At 68.0% G+C, this 23,023-nt stretch carries 20 protein-coding genes; 8 read left to right on the top strand and 12 right to left on the bottom strand.

Annotation, left to right across the window (positions count from 1 at the left end):
• The coding region (locus ABZW60_RS40715; RefSeq protein WP_355486027.1) for an FAD-binding oxidoreductase at positions 1–1,434 on the bottom strand (1,434 nt) is incomplete at its 3' end.
• Positions 1,435–1,706: 272 nt separating this feature from the next.
• On the opposite strand from ABZW60_RS40715, the gene ABZW60_RS40710 reads away from it, so the two are divergent.
• The gene (locus tag ABZW60_RS40710; RefSeq protein ID WP_355486026.1) at positions 1,707–2,258 is read left to right on the top strand and encodes a dihydrofolate reductase family protein; all 552 of its coding nucleotides are present in this window, start codon (positions 1,707–1,709) and stop codon (positions 2,256–2,258) included.
• Here the strand turns inward: ABZW60_RS40710 and ABZW60_RS40705 are convergent.
• Positions 2,243–3,154, bottom strand: coding sequence for a LysR family transcriptional regulator (locus ABZW60_RS40705; RefSeq protein WP_355486025.1), 912 nt, complete (start codon positions 3,152–3,154; stop codon positions 2,243–2,245). The genes ABZW60_RS40710 and ABZW60_RS40705 overlap by 16 nt on opposite strands.
• 78 nt (positions 3,155–3,232) lie before the next feature.
• Here ABZW60_RS40705 and ABZW60_RS40700 point away from each other — a divergent pair, with 78 nt between their 5' ends.
• Positions 3,233–4,141 carry a DMT family transporter gene (locus ABZW60_RS40700; RefSeq protein ID WP_355486024.1) on the top strand — a complete coding sequence of 303 codons (909 nt, stop codon included), beginning with the start codon at positions 3,233–3,235 and terminating at the stop codon, positions 4,139–4,141.
• Positions 4,138–5,223, top strand: a complete 1,086-nt coding sequence (locus ABZW60_RS40695) for an alpha/beta fold hydrolase (protein WP_355486023.1) — start codon at positions 4,138–4,140, stop codon at positions 5,221–5,223. The genes ABZW60_RS40700 and ABZW60_RS40695 overlap by 4 nt, the downstream gene beginning before the upstream one ends.
• Here ABZW60_RS40695 and ABZW60_RS40690 read toward each other — a convergent pair.
• From ABZW60_RS40690 to ABZW60_RS40680, 3 genes are read right to left on the bottom strand one after another with little or no spacing between them, the layout of a single operon-like run.
• The gene (locus tag ABZW60_RS40690) at positions 5,195–6,118 is read right to left on the bottom strand and encodes a methyltransferase domain-containing protein (RefSeq protein ID WP_355486022.1); all 924 of its coding nucleotides are present in this window, start codon (positions 6,116–6,118) and stop codon (positions 5,195–5,197) included. The genes ABZW60_RS40695 and ABZW60_RS40690 overlap by 29 nt on opposite strands.
• Positions 6,119–6,170: 52 nt before the next feature.
• On the bottom strand, positions 6,171–6,854 hold the full coding sequence (locus ABZW60_RS40685) for a hypothetical protein (protein WP_355486021.1): 684 nt from the start codon (positions 6,852–6,854) through the stop codon (positions 6,171–6,173).
• Complete coding sequence (locus ABZW60_RS40680; protein ID WP_355486020.1) at positions 6,851–7,195, bottom strand: hypothetical protein; 345 nt, start codon at positions 7,193–7,195, stop codon at positions 6,851–6,853. Before ABZW60_RS40680 ends, ABZW60_RS40685 begins: the two co-directional genes overlap by 4 nt.
• Before the next feature lie 173 nt (positions 7,196–7,368).
• Here ABZW60_RS40680 and ABZW60_RS40675 point away from each other — a divergent pair, with 173 nt between their 5' ends.
• Complete coding sequence (locus ABZW60_RS40675) at positions 7,369–9,666, top strand: histidine kinase (RefSeq protein WP_355486019.1); 2,298 nt, start codon at positions 7,369–7,371, stop codon at positions 9,664–9,666.
• Positions 9,663–10,310, top strand: coding sequence for a response regulator transcription factor (locus tag ABZW60_RS40670; RefSeq protein WP_355486018.1), 648 nt, complete (start codon positions 9,663–9,665; stop codon positions 10,308–10,310). Before ABZW60_RS40675 ends, ABZW60_RS40670 begins: the two co-directional genes overlap by 4 nt.
• Before the next feature lie 407 nt (positions 10,311–10,717).
• Here ABZW60_RS40670 and ABZW60_RS40665 read toward each other — a convergent pair whose 3' ends face one another.
• The gene (locus ABZW60_RS40665; protein ID WP_355486017.1) at positions 10,718–11,731 is read right to left on the bottom strand and encodes a WYL domain-containing protein; all 1,014 of its coding nucleotides are present in this window, start codon (positions 11,729–11,731) and stop codon (positions 10,718–10,720) included.
• A 54-nt stretch (positions 11,732–11,785) separates the two neighbouring features.
• Here ABZW60_RS40665 and ABZW60_RS40660 point away from each other — a divergent pair, with 54 nt between their 5' ends.
• The 3 genes from ABZW60_RS40660 to ABZW60_RS40650 all read left to right on the top strand — a co-directional run bounded on the left by ABZW60_RS40660 (position 11,786) and on the right by ABZW60_RS40650 (position 13,987).
• A complete protein-coding gene (locus tag ABZW60_RS40660) occupies positions 11,786–12,910 on the top strand; it encodes an epoxide hydrolase family protein (protein ID WP_355486016.1) in 1,125 nt (374 codons plus the stop codon).
• Between the two features lie 85 nt (positions 12,911–12,995).
• Entirely contained in the window at positions 12,996–13,346 is a 351-nt protein-coding gene (locus tag ABZW60_RS40655; protein WP_355486015.1) for a hypothetical protein, read from the top strand.
• Positions 13,343–13,987, top strand: a complete 645-nt coding sequence (locus ABZW60_RS40650) for a hypothetical protein (protein ID WP_355486014.1) — start codon at positions 13,343–13,345, stop codon at positions 13,985–13,987. Before ABZW60_RS40655 ends, ABZW60_RS40650 begins: the two co-directional genes overlap by 4 nt.
• Positions 13,988–14,057: 70 nt before the next feature.
• Here the strand turns inward: ABZW60_RS40650 and ABZW60_RS40645 are convergent, their stop codons facing one another.
• The 6 genes from ABZW60_RS40645 to ABZW60_RS40620 all read right to left on the bottom strand — a co-directional run bounded on the left by ABZW60_RS40645 (position 14,058) and on the right by ABZW60_RS40620 (position 23,011).
• A complete protein-coding gene (locus ABZW60_RS40645) occupies positions 14,058–15,743 on the bottom strand; it encodes a TIGR02391 family protein (RefSeq protein ID WP_355486013.1) in 1,686 nt (561 codons plus the stop codon).
• A 145-nt stretch (positions 15,744–15,888) separates the two neighbouring features.
• Entirely contained in the window at positions 15,889–16,680 is a 792-nt protein-coding gene (locus tag ABZW60_RS40640) for a DUF6339 family protein (RefSeq protein WP_355486012.1), read from the bottom strand.
• Complete coding sequence (locus ABZW60_RS40635) at positions 16,677–17,579, bottom strand: hypothetical protein (protein WP_355486011.1); 903 nt, start codon at positions 17,577–17,579, stop codon at positions 16,677–16,679. The genes ABZW60_RS40640 and ABZW60_RS40635 overlap by 4 nt, the downstream gene beginning before the upstream one ends.
• The gene (locus ABZW60_RS40630) at positions 17,576–19,414 is read right to left on the bottom strand and encodes a hypothetical protein (protein WP_355486010.1); all 1,839 of its coding nucleotides are present in this window, start codon (positions 19,412–19,414) and stop codon (positions 17,576–17,578) included. Before ABZW60_RS40630 ends, ABZW60_RS40635 begins: the two co-directional genes overlap by 4 nt.
• Positions 19,415–19,418: 4 nt before the next feature.
• The gene (locus ABZW60_RS40625; RefSeq protein WP_355486009.1) at positions 19,419–20,435 is read right to left on the bottom strand and encodes a PD-(D/E)XK motif protein; all 1,017 of its coding nucleotides are present in this window, start codon (positions 20,433–20,435) and stop codon (positions 19,419–19,421) included.
• The gene (locus ABZW60_RS40620; protein ID WP_355486008.1) at positions 20,432–23,011 is read right to left on the bottom strand and encodes a Z1 domain-containing protein; all 2,580 of its coding nucleotides are present in this window, start codon (positions 23,009–23,011) and stop codon (positions 20,432–20,434) included. Before ABZW60_RS40620 ends, ABZW60_RS40625 begins: the two co-directional genes overlap by 4 nt.
• Positions 23,012–23,023: the final 12 nt, after the last annotated feature.

Here is a 23,023-nt window from a genome sequence, read left to right as displayed (position 1 = left end):
GCCGATCCGTTGCTGCCAGCAAAGACCTCGTCGTACCGCGGCTCTATCCGGAGCGCTCCACCCGCCGGGTGCTGACCATGCAGCGGCTCGATGGTTGAGGTGGAACACGTTCTCGGGGTCGTACTTGCGCTTGACGTCGACCAGCCGGTCGTAGTTCTGCCGGTAGTTCTCCCGGATCCGGCCCTGGTCGTCGTCGGCCATGAAGTTGATGTACCCGCCGGACTCGGAGTGCGGCGCGACGTCGTCGTAGTACGAGCGCACCCACTCGACGCCGGCCTCGTTCTTCGCCGGGTCGGGCCACATGCCGGCGATCACGGTCGCGAAGTTCGCGTCCCGGTAGGCGAACGCGGTCCCGTCCGGGGTGACCCGGTGGCAGGCGCCGTCGATCGGGTAGATGTGCACGGTCGAGTTCACCGCGGGCAGGCCGGGTGCGTGCCGCAGGTGCGCCTGGATCGCCTCGTCGGTCAGCTCGGTGACGAAGTTCGCCTTCCAGTAGTGCTGCAGACCGGGCGGCACCAGCGCGTCGAAGGCGCTGTTCAACGCCGGGTACGGCATCGGGCCGACGTGCTCGGCCATCACCGGCGCGAACTCGCGGAACTTCGAGATCTGCGTCTCGCCCTCGTCCAGGTCGCCGGCCCAGCAGCCGACGATCGCCACGAACGGCTCACCGTGCCGGTTCTCCGGGATGAACGGCAGCGGCGGCGCGATCTGGAACGCCGGGAACCCGCCGAGCTGCTCGGGCGCGTCCTTGATCAGCTCCCGGAACCCGGTCAGTACGGCGGCCGCGTCGGACAGCTCGAAGAACATCGGGCCGCCGTAGATCATCGAGACCGGCGCCAGCCGGAACTCCAGCGCCGTCACGACACCGAAGTTGCCGCCACCGCCGCGCAGCGCCCAGAACAGGTCCTCGTTCTCCTTCTCGCTGGCGATCAGGAACTTCCCGTCCGCGGTCACCACGTCCGCGGAGACCAGGTTGTCGCAGGACAGCCCGAGACCGCGGGCGAGGTACCCGATCCCGCCGCCCAGCGTCAGCCCGCCGACGCCGGTGGTCGAGATGATCCCGCCGGTGGTGGCCAGCCCGAAGGCGTGCGTGGCGGCGTTGAAGTCGCCCCACGTCGCGCCGCCGCCGGCCCGTGCGGTCCGGGTCACCGGATCCACCCGGACGTTGCGCAGCCCGCTCAGATCGATGACGACGCCGTCCTCGACCGTGCCGAACCCCGGCACGCTGTGCCCGCCGCCGCGGACCGCGATCTCGAGCTGGTTGCTCCGTGCGTAGTCGATCGCCGCCATCACGTCACCGGCGTTCTCGCAGCGCACGACCGCCCGCGGGTGCTTGTCGTGCATCCAATTGTTGACCCGGCGCGCCGCGTCGTACCCCTCGTCCCCCGGCGTGAAGACCTGTCCGCGCGTGCGTTCTCTCAGTTCCTCGATCATGTTCGCTCCCCGAACCACTGCTGTCTGCCGCAGATCGGCGCGCGCGTACCGAATCCCACACGCACACCGCGCAGACCGGTCGTCGCCGTCGAGCGCAGCGCGAGACTTCCCCCAGAGAGCGTCCGAACCCCCGACGGGCAGCCGGCCATCCCCCAGACCCGCCCATCCCCACCGACCCTCCCAAGCCGGACCGCATTCGTCAATAACCGATGTCAAAGCCGCCCGGACGGCTCCGACCAGGAGGCACCAGCAGCCATCAACCGGAGGACATCATGCGCAAGCTCATGTACTACGTGCACCAGTCGCTCGACGGGTTCGTCGAGGGACCGAACGGCGAGTTCGACTGGGCGCGGCTCGGGCCGGAGCTCGGCGCGTACTCGATGAGCCTGACCGAGCGCGCCGACCTGTTCCTGTACGGGCGGCCGGTCTGGCAGATGATGTCGGCCTACTGGCCGAACGCCGAGGCGATGAACCCGGACCAGCACGCGATCGAGTTCGCGCCGGTGTGGCGCCGGACGGCGAAGGCCGTGCTGTCGACGACGCTCGAAAACGCCGAGTGGGGCGCCCGGATCGTTCGCTCCGCCGAGGAGATCGCGGCGATCAAGGCCGAGCCGGGCAAGGACATCCTGCTGACCGGGGGCTCTGACGCGGCGGCGGCGCTCGCCGAGCTCGGCCTGGTCGACGAGTACCACGTGGTGGTGCACCCGGTGGTGCTCGGCGGCGGCAAGCCGGTGCACCAGGCAACCGGCCGGCGTACGCTCCGGCTGGCCGAGACGCGGTCCTTCGACGACCGGACCGTCCTGCTCCGTCACGACCTGGTCTGATCGGTGGCCGCGGCCGCCAGCGCGTCGGCCACCGCGGCGACCGCGGGAGTCCGGGTACGGCGGGTCAGCAGGAAGACCGCCCGTCCGACGTCTGCCTCGGCCGGCCGCCGTACGGCGACACCCGGCGCGCCGGCGCCGATGACGAGGTCCGGCAGCAGCGCGCCCGCGCCCGTCGTCCGGACGAGTTCGAGCAGGATCAGGAAGTCGTCGGAGCTGTAGCGGATGTCGGGCTCGAACCCGCCGAGCTCGCGGCAGACGCGGACGTGCATCTCGCGATGACCGGTGCCCGGCTGACACGCGGCCCACGGCAGGTCCGCCAGCTGCTCGATCGGGACGCGCTCCGCGGCGGCGAGCGGATGGTCCTCGGGCAGGACGAGGCGGATGTGCTCGCGGAGCAGGTGCTCGCGATGCAGGTCGGTGTGTACGGCGCGCGGCTGGCCGTCGTACTCGTCGCCGACCATGACGTCCAGCTGCTGCAGGCGGAGAGCGGGCGCGGCCTGCTCCACCTCGAGCTCGGCGGCCTCGACACGGATGTCGGGATGCGAGGCCGCCAGGCCGCGGATCGCCGGCGCGACGACGCGGATGAACGCGGACTGGAACGACGCGATCCGGACCACCCCCGCGACCCGGCCCGCGGCCACCGCGGCCAACTCGGCCTCGGCTGCCTCGACGCCTTCGAGCAGGGACGTCGCGTGCCGGACCAGCACCTCGCCCGCCGCGGTCAGGCGCACGTTGCGGCCGATCCGCTCGAGCAACGGCGTACCGGCCTCACGCTCCAGGACGGCCAGCTGCTGGGAGATCGCGCTGGGCGAGTAGCCGAGCGCTCGGGCCGCGCCGTGCACGGTGCCGCGGCCGTGGACCTCACGCAGTAGCCGCAGTCGGTGCAGATCCATCATTCGTTCAGCTTAGCTTCACGATGCTGTCCGAGAAGCCGTGATGGACGTGAACAGTCCGCGGCCCTGACCATCGATGGCGTGGGACGCCTCTTCTGCCTTCTTTCCGCCGCCACCTTCGGGGTCATGGCCGTGTTCGGCAAGCTCGCGTACGACGCGGGCGTGTCTGTCGACGCCTTGCTGCTCGTCCGTTTCGGCCTGGCCGGCGTACTGCTGGTCGCCGTCGCGCTCGCCCGCGGCGCGCTGCGCAGTCTGCCGCGCCGGGCGGTTCTCACCGGCCTCGGCATGGGCGTTTTCGGGTACGCGGCCCAGTCCGGCCTGTACTTCTCCGCGCTGGCCCGGATCGACGCGTCGCTGGTCGCGCTGCTGCTGTACCTGTACCCGGTCCTGGTGATGGTCGGAGCGATCGCCCTGCGCCGCGAACGCGCCTCGCGGCGGCGGATCGGAGCGCTGGCCGTCGCGCTGGCCGGCATCGGTTTGGTGCTCAGCGGGGCGATGACCGGCCGGTTCGACCTGCTCGGCGTACTGCTGGCGTTGGGCGCGCCGATCGTCTACACGTGCTACATCCTGGTCGGCGACTCGCTGACCGCCGACGTACCGCCGCTCGCGCTGACGGCGCTGGTGTGCACCGGAGCGTTCGGCACGTTCCTGGTCCTGGGGCTGTTCCGCGGCACCGACCTGACCTTCGCCCCGATCGGCTGGCTGTGGCTGGCCGCGGTCGCGCTGGTCAGCACCGTCGCGGCGATCCTGTTCTTCTTCGCCGGGATGGCCCGGGTCGGTCCGTCCGTGGCGTCGATCCTGTCGATCTTCGAGCCGGTCGTGACGGTGGTCGCGGCGGCGCTCGTGTTCGGCGAGCAACTGAGCCCTGTGCAGTGGTTCGGCGGCGCCCTGGTGCTGGCGTCGGTCGCGATCGTGCAGTGGCCGCGCCGCCAATCGTTGCCGGAACTTTCGCGGACTTCGCCGGAGGTGACGGCAGACTTGGCGGTATGAGCGGGCGGGTGGCGTTTGCCGGGGTCGTCGCGTTCGTCACCGCGGTCGCGGTCGGCTGCAGCGACGACACGACGCCCGCCGGCCCCACGCCCAGCGCCGGCTCAAGCCCGTCGTCGCCCCCGAGCGCCGCACCGCGGCCGACCGGCACACCCTCGCCCGCGCCGCCTTCCACCGTGGCGCCTTCCACCGTGGCGCCTTCGACTGTGCCGCCGTCGGCCGTCGCGAATCCCGTGTCGCTGCAGGCGTTGATGACGAAGAAGTACAACGGCGGCAACCTCCGGCTCGGCCGCGTCCTCGCCCGCAACCCGGCGTACACGCGGTACTACGTCACCTACCGCAGCGGGACGTTGACGATCTCGGGGATCATGAACGTCCCGTCCACACCGGGCCCGCACCCGGCGCTCGTCCTGAACCACGGCTACATCGACCCGGCCGTCTACACGAACGGCCGCGGCCTGATGCGCGAGCAGGACTACCTCGCGCGCCGCGGGTACGTCGTGCTGCACACCGACTACCGCAACCACGCGCAGTCCTCGAAGGACCCGAACGCCGAGCTCGGCCTGCGGCTCGGTTACACCGAGGACGTCGTCAACGCAGTCCTCGCGCTGCGCACCTCGCAGTACGTCGACCCGGCGCGGATCGCGCTGCTCGGCCGCTCGATGGGCGGCGGCGTCACCTACAACGCACTCGTCGCCCAGCCCGGTCTGGTCAAGGCCGCCGTCGTGTTCGCGCCGGTGAGCTCGAAGGCCGCGGACAACTTCGACCGCTGGATCCGGGCCGAGCGTCCGATCGCGGCCGAGATCCTGCGCACGTACGGCGAACCGGCGCGCAACCCGGTGTTCTGGCGCAACGTGTCGGCGGTGAACTTCTTCGACCGTGTCACGGAGCCGGTGCTGATCCACCACGGCGAGTCCGACTCGACGTGTCCCATCGCCTGGTCGCGCACGACCCTGACCGCACTGAAAGCGGCCGGGAAGGACGCGACGCTGTACACGTATCCGGGCGAGGAACACGCGTTCGGACCCGCCTGGCCGACGTCGATGGCGCGGACGGTCAGCTTCCTCCGGCAGCACGGGGTTTGACGGCGGCACGGGGTTTGACGGCAGCACGGGGTTTGACGGCGCTGACGGCGTACATCGTCAGCGACAGGTGGAACGCGCCGCGATCCGCGGCCTCGCCGAGCGTCCGGGCGAACTCCTCGGCTTCGGCCTCGGTGATGACACCGGCCTGCAGCGAGGTCAGATGCATCATGCCGACGAAGCTCTGCCGAGCGCCCTCCTGCGGTTCGATCATCGTCGCGGCCGTCTCGCCGGTGATCTCCAGGCCGGCGCCGGCGAGCAGACCGCGGAGTTGACGGCCCGAGTACGGATTGGCGCTCTCGCGGATGAAGTAGTCGACCATCCGCTGCAGGACGCCGGGATCGGCCGGGTGGACGAGCGCCGTGCCCCAGTCGGTGTCGATGAGCGCGATCCGCCCGCCGGGACGCAGTACGCGCGCCATCTCCTTCACCACGGCCGCCGGGTCGTCGACGTGCTGCAGGACGCGCTCGCAGCGCAGTACGTCCACCGACTCGTCGTCGAAGGGCAGCGCCTCGGCCTGGCCATCGACGTACTCGACGTCCGCGGCCCGTCGTACGGACTCGGCTCGTCGTACGGCCTCGGCTCGTCGTGCGGCCTCGGCTCGTCGTGCGGCCTCGGCTCGCAGCCCCGGGCTGGGCTCGACACCGATCGCGTGAGCGCCGGAAGCGGCGAGCGCGATCACGTCCTCGCCGGTCCCCGAGCCGACGTCGACCGCCGTCTCACCTACCGCCGGCTCGAGCTGGTCGAGGGCCCAGGACTTCAGCGTGCGTACGGCGGGCCGCCCGGCCATCTCGTCCAGGATGAACGCCTGCCGCTCGACGTTCTGCTCAGCCACGTGCGCGGCTCGGAAACTGCCGCGCTGGGTGACGAACCCGGGCCCGTCCGGTGCTTCGGTCATGCGGACCTCCCCCTCCGATCCGAGCGTAGCGCCGGACGGGCCACGGATCGTGTCACGGCAGCGGCTGCCACTCGTCGTTCGGCATCCGCAGGATCGCCCACCCCACCGCGGCGAACCCCAGTGCCTGCAGTCCCCAGCCGACCAGGTCCAGCGGGTGACTGCTGATGATGACCGAGATCAGATGCAGCGGCTGCGACACCGCCACGGCCACCGCTGCCCAGCGGCCGCCGACGCCGGAGCGCCACATCGCGATGCCGAGCAGGATGGTGCCGAGTACGTGCCCGACCACGAACGCGATGCCCGCCACGTCGACCGAGCCGTGGGTGACGTCGGCGATCCTCGCGATGGCCGCCTGGCCGACGCCCGCCGTACCCGCGGACCAGGTGAACGCGTCGCTGGACGCCAGCCACGGCAGTGACAGATAGCCGGGGACCATCAGGAACACCGCGATCCCGGTCAGCCAGGGCGCGCCCCGACGGGTGAGCCGGCTGACGAAGTACACGCCAGGCACCAGCGTCACGATCGCGATGTAGGCCAGCCAGAGCACTGTCGAGCTGCGATCCAGGTGGCCGACGATCTTGCTGGTGATCGTCGAGACGTCATCCGCTGTGTCGTACGGCAGCAGGAATCGGAGCAACGCGACCGCGGCCGGCCCGATCGGCAGGATCAGTGCGGCGGCCCATCGCCAGAGCGGGCGGATGTCGGCGGTCGTCGTACGGCTGATTGTCTGTGTCATCGCGCACCTGCCAGCTCGCGGTTCGGCAGCAGTACGGCGATCACGCCGATGATCGTTGCGCCGACGCCGAATCCGGCCGCGACGACCGCGGCCGTTGGTACGCCGGACGCGAAGAACGCCGGTACGGCGAGCAGCGCCGAGGCGAGCCGCAACGTGACCAGCGGCGCCAGCGCCCACCGCCTCCCCCGCCAGGCGAACCCGACCAGCACAAGGCTGATCAGCCCGACGACCGCGGCACCGACCGCGATGCTCATCGGCGGGTGATCCCCGTCGGTGAGCAGCGGTGTCGCCAGGTCGAGCAGTGCTAGAAGACCGAGCAGTGCTAGCCCGAATCGGTACATCTCTTTACCCCCTGTTTTTCGGTTGTTCTGTGTCCCGGTTGTTGGTCACCACGGTCGCGCCGGTCCGTGGATGCGCGCCTGGGGACGGGTTCCCAGCGCGGCGGGCAGTTGCCCGCGGGATCCGGGATCGCGTTCCCGAGACGCCGGGAACCTTCCGGGCGCACAATCCCGGTATGACCACCTCCGGGAACACCACCCGGTTCGCCGCGGTCCGGGCGAACCGCCGAGGCCTCGCCGCCGCCGTGGCCGCGCTGGTCGTCGTCGAGGTGGTCTTCGCCGTCGCGTACGGCGTCTCACTCGGGTGGGGCTGGCGTGAACTGGTCGACACCTTCGTCGTGACGAACGGTCTGATGGGCCTCACGTTCGGCCTGTGCGGCGCGGTCATCGCCTGGCATCGACCGGCCAACCCGATCGGCTGGCTGTTCCTCGCCGACGGGATCGGGCACGCCACCACGCCGTTCGCGGAGACCCTCGCGTACGTCGTCCACAGCGACCTTGCGCAGCGGATGCTCGTCACGGTCGCGCTGGCGGCCTGGCCGTGGTCGATCGGCCTGTTCCTGCCGCTCGCGCTGTTGCTGTTCCCCGACGGCCGATTGCTGTCGCCCCGCTGGCGCTGGGCCGCTCTCGCGATCGTCGTCACCGCACCGCTTTTCGCCCTGGAGATGGCCGGAAGCGGCGAGCCGATCTCGTCCGGCCTGCCGACCGGCTACCTGACGCTGCCGAACTACGACTCCCTGCAGCCGCTCTGGACCGCGACCGAGCTCCGCAACGTCATCGCGATCCTGCTCGCACTGATCTGCCTCGCGATCCGCTACCGGCGCGCCGACGAAGCAGGCCGCCGGCAACTGCTGTGGCTGCTGCTGGCCTCGGTCATCGCGCTGCTGTTCGTCATCCCATGGGCCTTCGTCGCCGGCACGCCGATCCTTGTCCTACTGGCGATCCCGCTGATCCCGATCTCGGTGGCGGTCGCGATCGTCCGGTACCAGCTGCTAGACATCCGCCTCGTCGCGTCACGTGCCCTGACCTGGGCATTGCTGTCACTGGTTGCTGTCGGCATCTATGCCGCTCTGGCCGCTTTGCTCGACTCGCTGATCGCATCCCAGGTCGGCCGATCGGCCGCGGTCACGGTTTTCGTCGCCCTGATCATCGCTCCGGTCCTCCCCCGCCTCCAGGCTTTGGTCGACCGCGCCCTGTACGGCGACCGCCACGACCCGGCCCGCGTGGCGTCCCGCGTCGGCGAGCAGTTGTCGGCCGGTCTACCCGGCGTCGTCGCAGCGACACGTTCCGCCCTACGGCTGCCGTACGTGGCCCTAGCCATCCCCGCCGCCAACCACCTCCTCGCGGATCCGGCGACCAGCTATCGCCCCACCACGCCGGCCGGACGCCTCCCCACCGGCACAGCGGCGGCTGATCGCCGCGTCATCGCGGACGGCGTGGCTTCGGGTGCCGTCGTACAGCTGCCGTTGTCCTACGGCGGTGAAGTGGTCGGGACACTCGAGGTGGGCCTGCGGTCCGGAGAGTCGGGGTTGTCGTCGGCGGATCGGGACGTGCTCGCGCTGGTCGCCGTACCGCTGGCGGTCGCAGTGCACGCGACGCGGTTGTCGGCGGAGCTGCAGTCGTCACGGGAGAAGCTTGTGTCCGCGCGCGAGGAGGAACGCCGACGGTTGCGCCGGGACCTGCACGACGGCCTGGGCCCGACACTCACCGGCGTCGCGTTCTCAGCAGACGCTGCAGCGAACCTGCTGGCCTCCGATCCCGCGCGGGCCGTGGATCTGCTCGCGGGGTTACGCGCCGACACCCGCTCCGCGATCGCCGACATTCGCCGCCTGGTGGACGACCTACGCCCACCGGCCCTCGACGAACTCGGCCTCCTCGGAGCCCTACAGCAACGCGCCGCCCGAGTGACCATCCGCGCCGACGGTTCCCCCATCCGAATCGAGGTCATGGCCGAAGGACTTCCCTCGTCGCCGGACGCAGGGCTGCCGGCTGCGTTGGAGGTCGCCGCCTACCGAATCGCGACGGAGGCGCTGACGAACGTCGTACGGCACGCGCGGGCAACGTCCGCCGTACTGACCCTGCGCTACGGCAACGAACTGGAGATCGAAATAGCCGACGACGGCCCACCCACCGGAAGCTGGCGCCCCGGCGTCGGCCTCCAAGCCATGCAAGAACGAGCTGCCGAGCTCGGCGGCACCTTCCAAGCCGGCCCAACCCCCACCGGCGGCCGAGTCCACGCCGCCTTCCCCCTCACTGCACCTCCGCCCCACACAACCAACTCCTCCCACCCAGCCGAATCCAGCGCTCAGTCGCCCACCACCCTGCCGCCCAGGGCACGGCGTGGAGCCGCGGCCACCCGTCCCGCGCCTGCCGCGCACGCCGCCAACTCGCCTGTTGATGCCCCAACACCCCACGCCGGCTCCACGCGTTCCACCGCGGGCCAGCCGGCTGATCCGTCCTTGGAGTCGCGATGATTCGGGTTGTGCTGGCCGACGACCACCCTGTAGTCCGGGCCGGACTGGCAGCTTTGCTGAGTTCACTCCCCGGCATCGAGGTCGTCGGCGTCGCCGCAACCGGCCGCGACGCGATCCGTGAGGTTGTCACGACCCGCCCCGACGTCGCCGTACTCGACCTCCAGATGCCCGACCTCGACGGCTTCGCCGCCACCCGCGAGCTGGCCCGCTCCGCACCCGACGTGGCCGTCCTCGTCCTCACCATGTTCGAGGACGACGACTCGGTCTTCGCCGCCATGCGAGCCGGCGCCCGCGGCTACCTCGTCAAGGGCGCCGAACAGGAGGAGATCGCCCGCGCCATCCGCGCCGTCGCCGCCGGCGAAGCCATCTTCGGCCCCGGCGTAGCCCGCCGCATACTCACCTTCTTCGCCGCCCCACCGCCCACCGACCCGTTCCCGGAACTCACCACCCGCGAACGCCAAATCCTCGACCTCCTCGCCGCCGGCCTCTCCAACCCCGCGATCGCCGCCCGCCTGGACCTGTCCCCCAAAACCATCGCCAACAACGTCTCCACCATCTTCACCAAACTAGGCACCACAGACCGCCCCACCGCCATAATCCAAGCCCGCAACGCCGGCCTCGGCACCCCCAAGGACAACCAATAGCCGCATCCCCTCCGCACCACCCCTCCGCACCACCCCTCCGCACCACCCCTCCGCACCACCCCTCCGCACCACCCCTCCGCGGCCGTCCCGCTCCACCCCGCCCCCGCACCACCCGCCGCCGCTCTCACCACACAGCTGATCTGGGGAGGATCTCGTCCCGGTTCAGGCGGAAAATCCTCCCCAAGCCCATCGAAGTGAGGCCACACGTAGGTCAGGCGGCTGATCGCTCCGGCCTCCCGCCACTCACCAACCCCGTCGCCCCGGACATCGGGCCAACCCCGTACGCCTGCTCCCGGGTACCCGAGCCCAGTTGATGAGTGACCCACGTCCGCCGGGACCGAACGACAGGAGGTACGGCCCGCCTGCGCCGCCCGCTCGGCCCGGCCACCGTGCCGCGGATACGGCGACTACCTCCTGTCGTTCGACGCCTCGATCGCCTTCAGGTACCGCTTGCCGACCGTCTCCAGATGGGCGACGAGGGCAGGCGGGCCGTCGACGTGGAAGTCGAGGCCGAGCATGCCGATGTAGACCGCGATCGTCTCCAGCGAATCGGCGCCGGTGACGAGCACGCTGGTGTTGTCGTCGACCGACTCGACCATGCCCACGGCAGCATGGATCCGCGACAGGACATCCTGCGCCGGCGCGTACACCGTGATCCGCGCATGCACCTTCCACCCGGTCGACGCCACATCCCGCAGCACGAAATCGGTGTACGCCTCGTCCGCCATCGGCCGCGGCTGGTACCGCCTTCCCGTTGCCATCCGCAACGACATCCAGTCGACCCGGTACGAGTGCCATTCCCCCTGCTCGTCGCGCGCCACGAGATGCCAGTACCCATGCCAGCTCACCAACCGGTACGGCTCGACCAGCAGCGGCAGCTCCCGCCCCACACCGGACCCGGCCTTGTACATCGAGTCCCCCTCCGGTACGGCGTACTCGAACCGGAGGTAATGCTCGTCGCGAATACACGCCGCGATCGTCGCCAGTACGCCAGGATCGATCTCGGGAGCGTCGACGTTCGAGCGCGTGTTGTCGGGGCCTTTCTCCATCGCCCGGTTGATCGCGTTGACCTGCCGCTGCAGCCGATGCGGGAGGACCTGCTGGAGCTTGGTCAGCGCGCGCACGCTGCTCTCCGCCATGCCGGTGACGCCCGCGCCCGTACGCAGACCGACCGCGACCGCCACCGCCTCCTCATCGTCGAGCAGCAACGGCGGGAGCTTCGCCCCGATCCCGAGCTGGTAGTGCCCGGCCGGCCCGCGCGTGGCGTCCACCGGGTACCCGAGCTCGCGGAGCCGGTCGATGTCGTTCCGCACCGTCCGCGTGGTCACCTCGAGCCGCTCAGCCAGCTCGGAGCCGGTCCACGCCGGCCGGGTCTGCAACAGCGCTAGCAGCGCTAGCAAACGCGTCGAAGTTTCCAGCAAAACAATCTCCTGATTAGGAATCTAATGTTCCTATACGGATTCTACGGTAGAGCCATGAACAAGAACGAGAGCATCCGGTCCTTCACCGTCAAGATCGACCAGGCCGACCTGGACGACCTGCAGAGCCGCCTCGCGCGGACCCGGCTCCCCGAGGCCGCCCCGGGCGACGACTGGGACCTCGGCACGCCGAACCACTACCTCCGCGAGATGGTCGACCGCTGGCAGAACGAGTTCGACTGGCGGGCGCAGGAGGCCCGGATGAACGAGTTCCCGCACTACCTGACCGAGATCGACGGGCAGACGGTCCACTTCATCCACGTGCCGTCCAAGGTCGAAGGCGCGACGCCGCTGCTGCTGGCCCACACGTACCCGGGGTCGTTCGTCGACTTCCTCGACATGATCGGCCCGCTCACCGACCCGGTCGCGTACGGCGGATCGGCCGAGGACGCGTTCTCCGTCGTCGTACCGTCGATCCCCGGCTTCGGCTTCAGCACCCCGCTCGTCGAGCGCGGCTGGACGATGGCGCGGGTGGCCCGGACCTTCGACACGCTGATGCGCCGGCTCGGGTACGACTCGTACGGCGTCCACGGCTCGGACGCCGGCGCGATGATCGCCCGCGAGCTCGGCGTGCTCAACCCGCCCGGCTTCCTCGGTCTGCACGTCCTGCAGCTGTTCTCGTTCCCGTCGGGCGACCCGTCGGAGTTCGAGAAGTTCACGCCGGACGACTACGCGGCGCTGGAGCACCTGAAGTGGTTCCAGTCGGTCGGCGGGTACAACGCGATCAACTCGACCCGCCCGCAGACCGTTGCCGTCGGCATCTCCGACTCCCCGGTCGGGCAGCTCGCCTGGAACGAGCTCTTCAACAACTTCGGCAACGGCACCAGCCTTGTCACACCGGACCAGATCCTCACCGAGGTCTCGCTCTACTGGTTCACCAACACCTCAGCCGCCGCCGGCCGCTACCACTACGAGGAAGCCAACTCCGGCGCCGAGCCCCAGCTCAACAACGCCCCCACCGGCGTAGCCGTCTTCGCCGACGACTTCAAGACCATCCGCCCCCTCGCCGACCGAGACAACCCCAACATCACCCACTGGTCCACCTTCGACAAGGGCGGCCACTTCGCCTCCCTCGAACGCCCCGAAGAACTGACAGCCGACCTCCGCACCTTCTTCCGCTGACCACTCCATTGGGGCCCGGAGCGCACGCGCTCCGGGCCCGTGCCGTTCCCTTAGGCTGTGGGCAAGTCAGCCCAGAGGAGTTCAGATGTCGACGGAGACGCCGCAAGACCGGCCCAACGGTGACCTGGTCAACGTGATCGACACCGCGACCGCTGCCCACAACCTGCCCCGCATGCTGCAGCGGTTCCGCGCGGGCCAGACCGAGCCACTGATCTTCGGAGACAACGGTCAGCCTGAAGCGGTCGTCGTACCGTTCGACCGCTGGGAGCTGCTCGAAGAACTGGCCGCAGACGCCGAACAGGCCACCGAGGCTCGTGAGGTGACCCGAGAACGGCTGGCGAAGAACCGCCCTGAGGACTACGTCGCAGCCGACGATCTGGCCGAGGAGTTCGGCTGGAACCTCGACAGCGACAACGAACCTCCCGCGCCCCGATGACCGCGAAGTACCACCTGATCATCGATCCGGACCTGCTCGCGGAACTGCGCGACCTACAAGCTCGCGCCAAGACCGATCCCAACGGACCGGCCGCCCAGCAGTTCGAAGCCGTGCGCCGCGGCCTCAGCGCCCTGCGCGAAGGCCGCGAGGACGAGTTCGCCGGCGAACGCCTCGGTCGCTCCGACAACCATTCCGATCTCCGCGACTGCGCCGAGATCAAGATCCCGGTCGTTCAGGAATTCAACCGTCGCGGCCGACCGATGGGGCCATCGCACCGACTCACCTACCGCGAATTCGAGGGGCCGTCCGAATCCCACCTTCCGGTCCGGCAGGTGATCGCGTTCGCACCCCGCAAGGACAGCGAGATCTTCACCCAGACCGCCATCCGCCTCGGCCGCACCCGAGGCGTCGCCCTCGACGAACTCGACCACCTCCCAACCGTCCGCCCGGCCGTCGGCCCCGGCAAAGAAGCCGACCGCCCAATCGCCCCACCCCGCCTGCCCCTTCCCCCGGACCTAACCCAAGCCCTCAAAGCCCTGGAAGGACTCCCACCCCCGACAACGACCACCCCCAAGGCAACTACCGAGCGTCGAACCACCCGCCACCAGCCCCCGTCCCGAGGCCCTTCCCAGAGCAAGTAGCGCACCGAAACACGCCCGCACCCGACTGTCGGTGCGATCGAACATGCTGCTCGGCGGAGGCAGGTGCGCGTCAGGTCCCGGAAGACGTGGCAACGCCGGACGAAGCGGTCTCGACCGCACGCTCGAAGTGACGGTAGAGGTGGGAGAGAAGGCTCAGTCCGTCGAGACAGTCCTGATAGGACATCGCTTCGGCCTCCACCAACCGCCGCTCCTCCTCGTGCGCGTAAGGATTTCGGAAGGCGACGACTGCCCCGACCGACAACTGCAGATGACCTTCGCGGAAGTTCTTCAGGGTCTCCTTGTCGAAGCCCGCGTCCACATACGGGCGCGCAACGTCGATTCGCGGGCCGTCCTTGACGTTGAAGGCCTGCTGCATGATGTCCCGACCCATGGTGCCGGTCGCTTCCGCCACTCGTTTGACGTCGTTGATGAAGCGCTTGAGCGCTTCCGACAACGCCGCATGAAAATGACCGGACTCGTAGTACGTCAGCGAGACTTCCTGGATGGCAGGGTGCAGGTGCCGCCAATGCAGGTCCGCATAGTCGGGAGCGATTGTTCGCAGGCTCTTCAGAAGAGACGTGCGGTCTGCATCGGCCAGCGCCGAATCCGGTGACACCAGGATCGAGGCTGCCTCTTCGACCGCGGTCCGCTCGCTGCTCCTGATCGAGCCGACCCACTCGTTGACGTCGACCCCGTGGTCCCTTCTGAGTCGTGCCTTGTTGGCATCCCGTCGAGCAGCTCTTCGCTCCCGGGACACCCATTGCACAAGCTGTTGAAGGAATGCGTTCAGCCTGGCTGTCGTGTCGCCGTCCCAGCTGATCGAGCGCCGGTCGGTCGAGATGACGTCGGCCGCACCGTCATCGATGTAGTCGACGTCGAGATAGCCGGTCAGATAGGAGAACGCGTAGCTGGACTCGGAAACCCCGAAGAACTCCGGCTCGTTCGCAAGCCGCCCGTGTGCGTACAACGCGATTCCGCGGTGCTCCGGGCCGACCGGCTTCGCCGCCGCGACGATGCGACCGGCGATGCCGGCGTTCGGCAGGTCACCTCGCAGGCTGTCCGGAAGATCGTCAGGGATTCTCCATTCGACATCCTGGTCGAGCCCGTCCAGGCGGGTGTCACGGTTGATCGGACGACTGGTTCCGGCATCGGCGTCGACAACGTCGAGTTGGAAATCGTCGTCGAGGTAGCCGAACAGACGGCCGAGACTGTTCGCCAACTCTCTGGCCTTCACGGGACTCCGACGTCGCAGGTCGCGCAACTCGACAGTCGTACCGTGTGACGCGGGGTCTGCCTCGCTCTGGGTCAGCTCGGGATGATATTCGGAGCCCGTTGCATTCTTGATCTCGCTCCAACTCATTGCGACACGGAGATTCTCCAGCGTCCCACGCCGTTTCGTTGTCAGCTCGATCGTCTCGCCGATGCCGAACAACGCCAGCTTCCCCAGACCCTTCTTGCCGGCCACAACACGACGGCCGGACTCGGACAGTTCCTCGCCTTCGACACGGCGATTGCGGCCGATACGCAGGTACTTCTCCCGAAGGTCGTCCAGGTTCATCCCGTGACCGTCGTCCCGGACGGTGACGGACCCGCCGCCGGCGTCGTCGTTGCGCAGGATCACCTCGACCCGTGTCGCGTCCGCGTCGTAGGCATTGGCAATCAACTCGGCGAGAGCGTTGGGCAAATGGGAGTACATCTTGTAGCCCAGGTGTTCGATGGTCAGTGGATCGAACTCCAGCGTCAGCTCTGATTTCACCAACGTCGTTCCTCGCTCTGGGCCGGCCCCACCCGGACTTCGCTGTCTCCGCCGGATTGTCGCTGTCCGATTCGGAACTTCTCGAACGCCCCGGCAATCCCGAACATATCGAAGATCGGCACCACAACAGGTACCTCAGGGCGTGTCACCCGTGCGTCGAGATCTCCGTTGCTGGAACATGTCGAGACTCCTGAAACGCCTCGACCGACTCCTGCGCGACTGCGTACAGTTCCTGGTCGAGCACTTCGGGAGGCAATGCCTCGAACACGACGAACGGACTGAGACGCAGCAGGCGCTGCAGGAAGTCCCGCAGTACCGCTCGTTCCTCGATCCCGTCCAGCTCCAGAGTCGACCATGCGCGCAAGATCGCCTTGACGAGCAGGGGACTGCCACCCAGTGCCTTGCGGCGGGCATAGATCTGGTCGAACGCCGCCTCGCCGAGGACGTCGAGCGCTCGGTAGGGATCGGCCTCGTCCGGCGAGTAGACCAACTGGGCGCGCCACCACAACCTGCCGAGAACGTGTCGGGTGATGTCCGTCCCGAGGACGCGATCGCCCGGAGGCTGGGGATACCGCCAGTAGGCGACGTCGGGCACCAGCACCAGAGCGAGAAACGCCCAGACATCACCTGACGCCGCCTCGGCCGGGATGATCTTCATGCTGCCGTGCAGGTATCTGGCCAACTGGAGATCGAAATCCCTGCGCGCGTCGCGCGACGACTCGCCGGGAAATCTGTGCTGTGCGGCCAGTTGGCAGATCCCGTCGCGGAGTTCGGCGAGTTGATCGGCGGACACCCGGTCGCCACCCGTGGCGGCATAGATGGCGGACTCGTGCGACGTCCCCGACCGTTGACCGAGATCGCGAATGGCGACCGTCCTGAACCGCTCGTGGATCGGCTTCGCCTGCTCCATGAGCAGCCGTGGGTACAGAAGACTCATTCGACCTCCTCGAACAGCTTGACCGCCGCGCGCAACCCCGAGGCGAAATGGGTCGGGGAGTGTTCCATCCGCAACTTCAGGTCCTCGCGTGAGACCCCTGGGAAGAAGCGCTCCAGCAGCGAGACGATCGTCGCCCCGAGCGTCCCTTCGGGGTACGGCGTGTCTCCGTCGACGAGTTCATCGGATCGCAACCCGTGCTCGACCATCGTCCGAGCGACGTCGTAGTACACCGCCGACAGGATCGCCCGGTCCACCGTGCGCGGCCGCGCCGCGTTCTGGAACGCGCGCACCGTCGAGACGTTCCGCTCGTTCACGAGCAGGATCATCCCGCCCATGGTCGCCGACATCAGGTTGGTGGAGATCTGAACGTGCCATGCGGCATCGTTCGGGAACGACGTCTTCCCGAAGTCGATCACGGAGATCGGGAACTGCGGAGCATCGCCCTGCAGCTGAACCTCGTGACTGTCGCGCCAGAGCACGGACCCGGCCCGACGTGGCGTGGCGGGCGTCGGCTCGACGTTGCGGGCGTCCAGGACGACGACCGTCTCGAGGGTCAGCCGACCGCCGACCTCCGTTCCGGGGATCCGGACCTCGACCCGACAGACGTCCCGATCCGGGCCCGAGAGCGCGGTACGGTACCCGGCCGCCTTGAGACCGGAACCGCTCGCGGTCCAGACAACCGCGAGCGCGAGCGGTACGTCGGGCGACAGGCCCGCACCGACGCGCAGCGACTTCGTGTCGATCTCGACGTCGCGACGAATAGTCAGGTTCGTCTGGTAGTCCCAATCCGGAAGCCTGTCGGGCAACGGAACCAGTTCGTCGCCCAGGGCAAGGACCCAGTCCCCGACGTTCACCGTGTCGCCGGCCGGCAGCCGGTAGGGCATCGCCCGCCTGGTCATGGCTCCACGTCCGACCGGCTCGTGATCACTACCTCGGTCATCGTGTCGTGGGCCGGTCGCACCAGCACGCTCCAGATCGCCCCGTCCCCGCCCGCGAGCCGAGCCGACCGGTCCCACACGAAACGACCGTCGTCGGACCTCCATCCGACGACGAAAGGCTGTTCGGCTCCCACCGGCGGATCCGTTTCCCGGGCACCGGCCCCGGCCAGGACGGCCACATCGGCACTGATGTCGTGATCACCGTCCAGCGGCAGACGGAAGTCCTGGACGACCACCGTTTCGCCGTCGAGCTGCTCGACGCGGGGATCGTCGAGGTACTCGATCGACGAACTCCGCGTCAGTCGCGGACCACCCCGTCGGTGTCGGCCTGCCTTGCCCTTGGCGTCGGAGCCCTCTCGACCGCGCGCGGACCTGAAGTCGGTCGCTCCTCCCAGTCCCTCGGCGCCGGCTACCAAGGACGCGAAGTGACTGCTCGCAGCCCCCAGAGCCAGTGCGGCCGAGCCACCACGGGCCGTTCCCCCCAGCTCGAGCAGACCTTCCAAAGCCTCCTTGATACGGACAAATGTCGTCCGAACGAAGGTGTTCTGCGGCGACTGCAAGGACTGCGGATTCCAGCTGTCGTGCGTCGGTGGCTCGGCGCGCGCGTAGACCTCGTCCATCGCCGCGTCCGCACGAAAGACACCCGCATAGGCGAGAAGTTCACTGGGCGGTTTCGGACCGGGGTGATAGGTCACGACCAACTCGGCCGGCCTCATCAGGCACACGTGGTGTACGAGGGTCTCGACTCCGGCCGTCAACCCCGCCGGCGTTGGTGTCAGTGCGGGTGCCACCGTCTTGACCAGGCCGAGCCTGCCCAGCAGTTTCTTCGGGCTCCGGCATTCGAGCTCTCGACCACTTTCACCGTCCAGCTGCCGATAGGCACCCACGAACAGGTCGAGCGGCCGCGTCGTCTCCGGGTCCGGTACTGCGACGTCACGCCCGTTGTGGCGCACGGCGAATCGCATGGGCCGGTGCCCGTTGCTTCGCCTGAGCATCTTCGGCCACAGCTGCCAGGCAACAGTCTCGGCGAGGTAGTGCGCGGCTTCGGCCGTGTCCCGATCATCGAGCTCCGGATCGATGATGACGACGTCCGTACCGGTTTCGTCCTCCTCGAACAGCTCCAACCCGAGCCTGCGGGCCATCTCGGTCGCGGCCTCGTCCACCAGCGGCTCCACAATTCCGCTGCTCACGTCGCCCCACCAGTGGCGACCGGTGTACCGCCGCTCACCCGTGCCGTCGGCACCGACGTAGCTCTTCCACAGGCCACACCCGATCAGCCGCGTCTGCAAGCGGCCGGTGCCGTCGTCACAGCGGGTGTGTAGCAGCACCGTTCCCGCGCTCGACAGGAGGTAGAAGATGCCCTTCCCGAAGCCGTAGGTTCCGCCACCGAGTTCCTTGTCCCTCGGTTCGCCGATGTTTCGTACGAAGGCGACGAAGTCGTGGTTGCGGCCCTGCAGCGTGTCCGCCCGGGTCGGACCACCGAGGCCGGTAGTTCCCCGGTCGGAGACCGTGAGCGTGCGGATGTCCGATTTCTGCAGAATCCGACGTAACGGCAAATGAGCGTCGATGGGAGCATTACGCAGCAGCAGATCCCTCCAGGCCGAGGAGTTCGCCGCGCTGACCGATCCGATCGACAGTCGGAAGTCGACCACCTTCGCATCGCTGCGCCGCGCGTCCCAGGAATTCTGGGCGGCTTCCCGAACGAGGATCGTCAAAAGGTCGAGCTCGGGTCGGCCGAGCTGGTTGCGGATCCCCTCCGCTGCGCTCGCCCCTTCAGGAGGGAATGTCTGCGACAACCATTCAGCTTGCACCGGATCCCTCCCGAACAAGCGAGACGATCTGCTGCGTCGCAGCTTCTACGTCAACAGGCTGTGGCGGCTCCGACGACAGATCGACCGTGTAAGCGACGTCGGTCACGGTGATCGGTACGCCGGCCTTCGTCAACTCACTCGCCACCAGCCGAGGAAAGCCCTTCTCGACCGCGTAGCACCGCTCCTCGACCACGCTGAAGCGGGAGTTCTCGTAGTGGGGCGCGTCCAGGAACTGGTAGCCGCCTGCCGACAACAACGAGCGGATGGCGTTCTCGTCGTCACAGGCCTCCACCACGCGCGCTGCGAGGTCGTTCAGATTCCTGCCACTGGCGCCGGCTTCCAAGCGCATCCAGTACAGATGCAGACCACCGGGCGGAGCCTCCAGTTGGTCGAGCCCGTGGACTCGAATGCGACGGCCCTCGGTGGCCAGCGAGGACTTGATCTCGACAGCGTGCTGGGCAGAGGCGAAGTCGTGCCGGTGGCCCGACGGCCCCTTCCAGAGGACATGCGCACCAGGATCCTGTTCTAGCAACCTCCCGAGGAAGGTCAGCTCGCCGAACAAGCCTGCCTGCTGCTCGATACCGAGCAGATTGCCCTTCGACCGGAACAGCGCACGCCATCGATCGATCTGTCCGTACAGTGCCTTGAGGGCACTCCCGGGCTGTGCCTCCACATGGAGCAACACGTCTGCACTGAGTCCGGTGAAGACGTCGTTGAGGTCGGGCCGCGCGCAAGACAGGTCGGCGAAGGTACGGAGTGAGGTCTCGTCCTCGAGTACCACTTTCTTCAGGATCAGCGCCGGACCGTCGAGTCCACCTCGAACTCTGCGCTCGGGCCGAATCGGGAGCAGGATGTGCCGATGTCCGGCGCCGTCGACAGCCGCGACGACCGGTCCGTCACCGGTCTCGACCGGGAGGTCCGAGACACGAAGCCGTCCACTCGCGTGACCGTCGCGCTCGAGTGCCTGCCAATGTTGTTGCACGATCTCACGCAGGCCGGCCGTCACGCCGATTCCTCCGACTCCAACGCCGTGAAGTCCTCTTCCTCGATGTCGATGTTGGACAGGTCGGCGGAGACGTAGTCCCACTCGATCGGACTGTCGACCTTTGGTTGGGGGAAGACCAGACCGACGCCGATGACGTCGATCTCGGCGTCGAGGGCAACACGGTGCTTTCGGTCGGCCGCGGGCTCCGAGACCTTGTCGATCGGGTAGAGAACGATCAGACCGGTGTCCGGCAGTTCGTCCTGCCGCGCCTCCTTGATCTGTTTCTCGTCGAGTTTGCCTTTGTTGCCGACGGACAGATCCACTGCTGCATCTCGCCGGCTCATCAGCGTCTTGATGTCGGCAACACTGTCGTAGCCCTGCTCGTCGCGGATGTCGTCCTTTGTTCCGAGGCGTGCACGGACAATACGTCCGACCTGGATTCCGGGGGCGAATTCGAAGGTCCCGAGCTCGGAGTCGACGGGATTTCCCACGAGCGCCACGTTCCAGGTGGTCAGCGACCCGACCTCTTTGCTCCGCCGTTCGATGTATCGGATCAGCAGGTCCGAGTCGCATTCCTGCGACTTCTCGTGGAACTGATACTCCCGAAGGAACTCGAGAACGTGCTCGGACGGCACGTCTCGGAAGATGTGCCGGCCGTGCTCGGCATCCGCTTCGTGCCGCCCCGAAGCCTTGGCCCGCGCAACCAGATCTCGTGCCGCGTCCTGGTTGACCTCGAGCCAGGGCTTGTCCCGGCGGAAGTACCTGGTCTGCACACGTTGCCCGCCGTACGCCGACCAGGCCTTGACGGCGTCCTTCATCTTCGCGGCTGCCGTTACTCGCAGCGAGGGGTGCGTCCGCAACCTCACCGCGAAGGTCAAGGGGTCCTTGTCCTCGGTCATGTACAGATCGATGTCGCGGCGCATCTCGGTCTCGACGGTCGACAGGTGCCGGAACCAGTCCTGCAGCTCCTCCGTCATCCAGATCCGAGGCAGATCCGCGTATCCGTCCCGATAGCCGAACCAGCGCCCCATCTGCAGGAGCGTGTCGTACGCGGAGACCGCCCGAACGAAGTAACTGACGGACAGTCCCTCGAGGGTCAGACCCCTGGACAGGGTGTTGCCTCCGACAGCGATCGCGACGACCGGCCCGGACTCGTAGTCGAGTCGATCTTCGCTGCTGGAGTTGTCCATGATGATCCGGCAGTCGTCGATCACTCCGGGCAGCTCGACGAGCAGTTGGTCGAAGGACACCGTCCGCTCCCCGAACTCGGATGCCGGGACCCTCGCGATCTCTGCGTCCCACAAGTTCCGGAGCTCCTGCTGAACCCCTGAGTTGTGCAGATCGGCGCGCAGGTCACGGCGTAGTCTCTCGAGCGGTGCGCGGAAACGATTGTGAACGACGGTGTTCACGCTCGTGTGGATCAGCATCGTGCTGTGCGTCACCCCAGTGCCTCGGACCCGACGCGCTGCCGTGCTGAGCCAGAAGTACTTGACCGCAGTCCCCAGTGTCTCGGTCACCGACGGTTCGAAGGTGTCGACGTCGTCGCGCCGCTTCGGACGGACGAGCTCGATGTCGGACGTCGGCACCGTGCGAATCATGTCGTGGCCGTCGTCGACGTCCTCCGGGTCCTCCCCGTCCAAGGCGTAGCGCCCGAAGATCACCTCGGTCCCGAAGTGCCCGGTGGGCTTGGGCAGATTGACGACGAAGTCGCTCGGATAGAGGTCACCCGAACTCGGGTCGATCAGGAGGTTGGCGAACGGCGTCGCCGTGTAACCGACGTAGGCGGACTTCGGAAGCACTCCCATGATGTCGTGGATCAGCGGATTGATCGTCCTGGAAGCCACCGTCGCCTGATCGGCCTCGTCGTCGATCACCAGCGCAGGGCAGTCGCCCAGGTAGTCGGATGCCGACCGCAACCACGCGGCGAACTTTCGCAGGACCGTCGCGTTCTTCTTGATCACACACAGGACGTGGGTGCGGTTGCTCTTCCCGAAGAAGGACGCCGCGTTCGCTGTCGGTACGAAATCTCGGTCGAGGTCCGTCAGCTGCGCCCACCGGGTGGGGTTCGGCTCGATGAGCTGTTGCACCAGGCGGGCCTGGGTCTGCCGTCGCAGCCCGTTGTGGATGCCCGCGAGCACGATGAACAGCTTGTAGCCGCGATCGGCAGCCTTGGCCATCACGGCAGTGAAGTTCGTGGTCTTGCCGGACTGGACGTACCCGACGACCAATCCGCGTGTCGAGAACTCACGCTCCTTCGGGTGGCTGAGGAGCGACACCACCTTGGTCGACGCCGCGTCGAGCGATTCGACAGCCGAGTCGTTCCATCCCGCGTCCCGGAGCCTGTCGACGATCGCCGGCCAACACCTGTCCCCGGCTCGTGGACCCGTGTACCAGGTGACTCGGTTGTCCTTGTAAACGACCCGGGGCTCGTCCATCTCGCGGATCTCGATCACCCGCTGCTCGTGGCGGTCCCTGATCCGCTGGATCACGTCGTCGCGAAGCCCCAGAACCTCCAGCGACTTCACAGCCTCCTCGGGCGTCTTCGTCTCCAGGAGGTCCCGGAACACCTCGTACTTGGCGTCGATCTCGTCGCTCATCTGTTCCCCATG

Source organism: Kribbella sp. NPDC003557 (genome assembly GCF_040610805.1).
In the GTDB taxonomy this organism is placed as follows: Bacteria; Actinomycetota; Actinomycetes; order Propionibacteriales; family Kribbellaceae; genus Kribbella.
The sequence above is the reverse complement of the archived record's forward strand: the minus strand, read 5'-3'. Positions and strand labels throughout refer to the sequence as shown.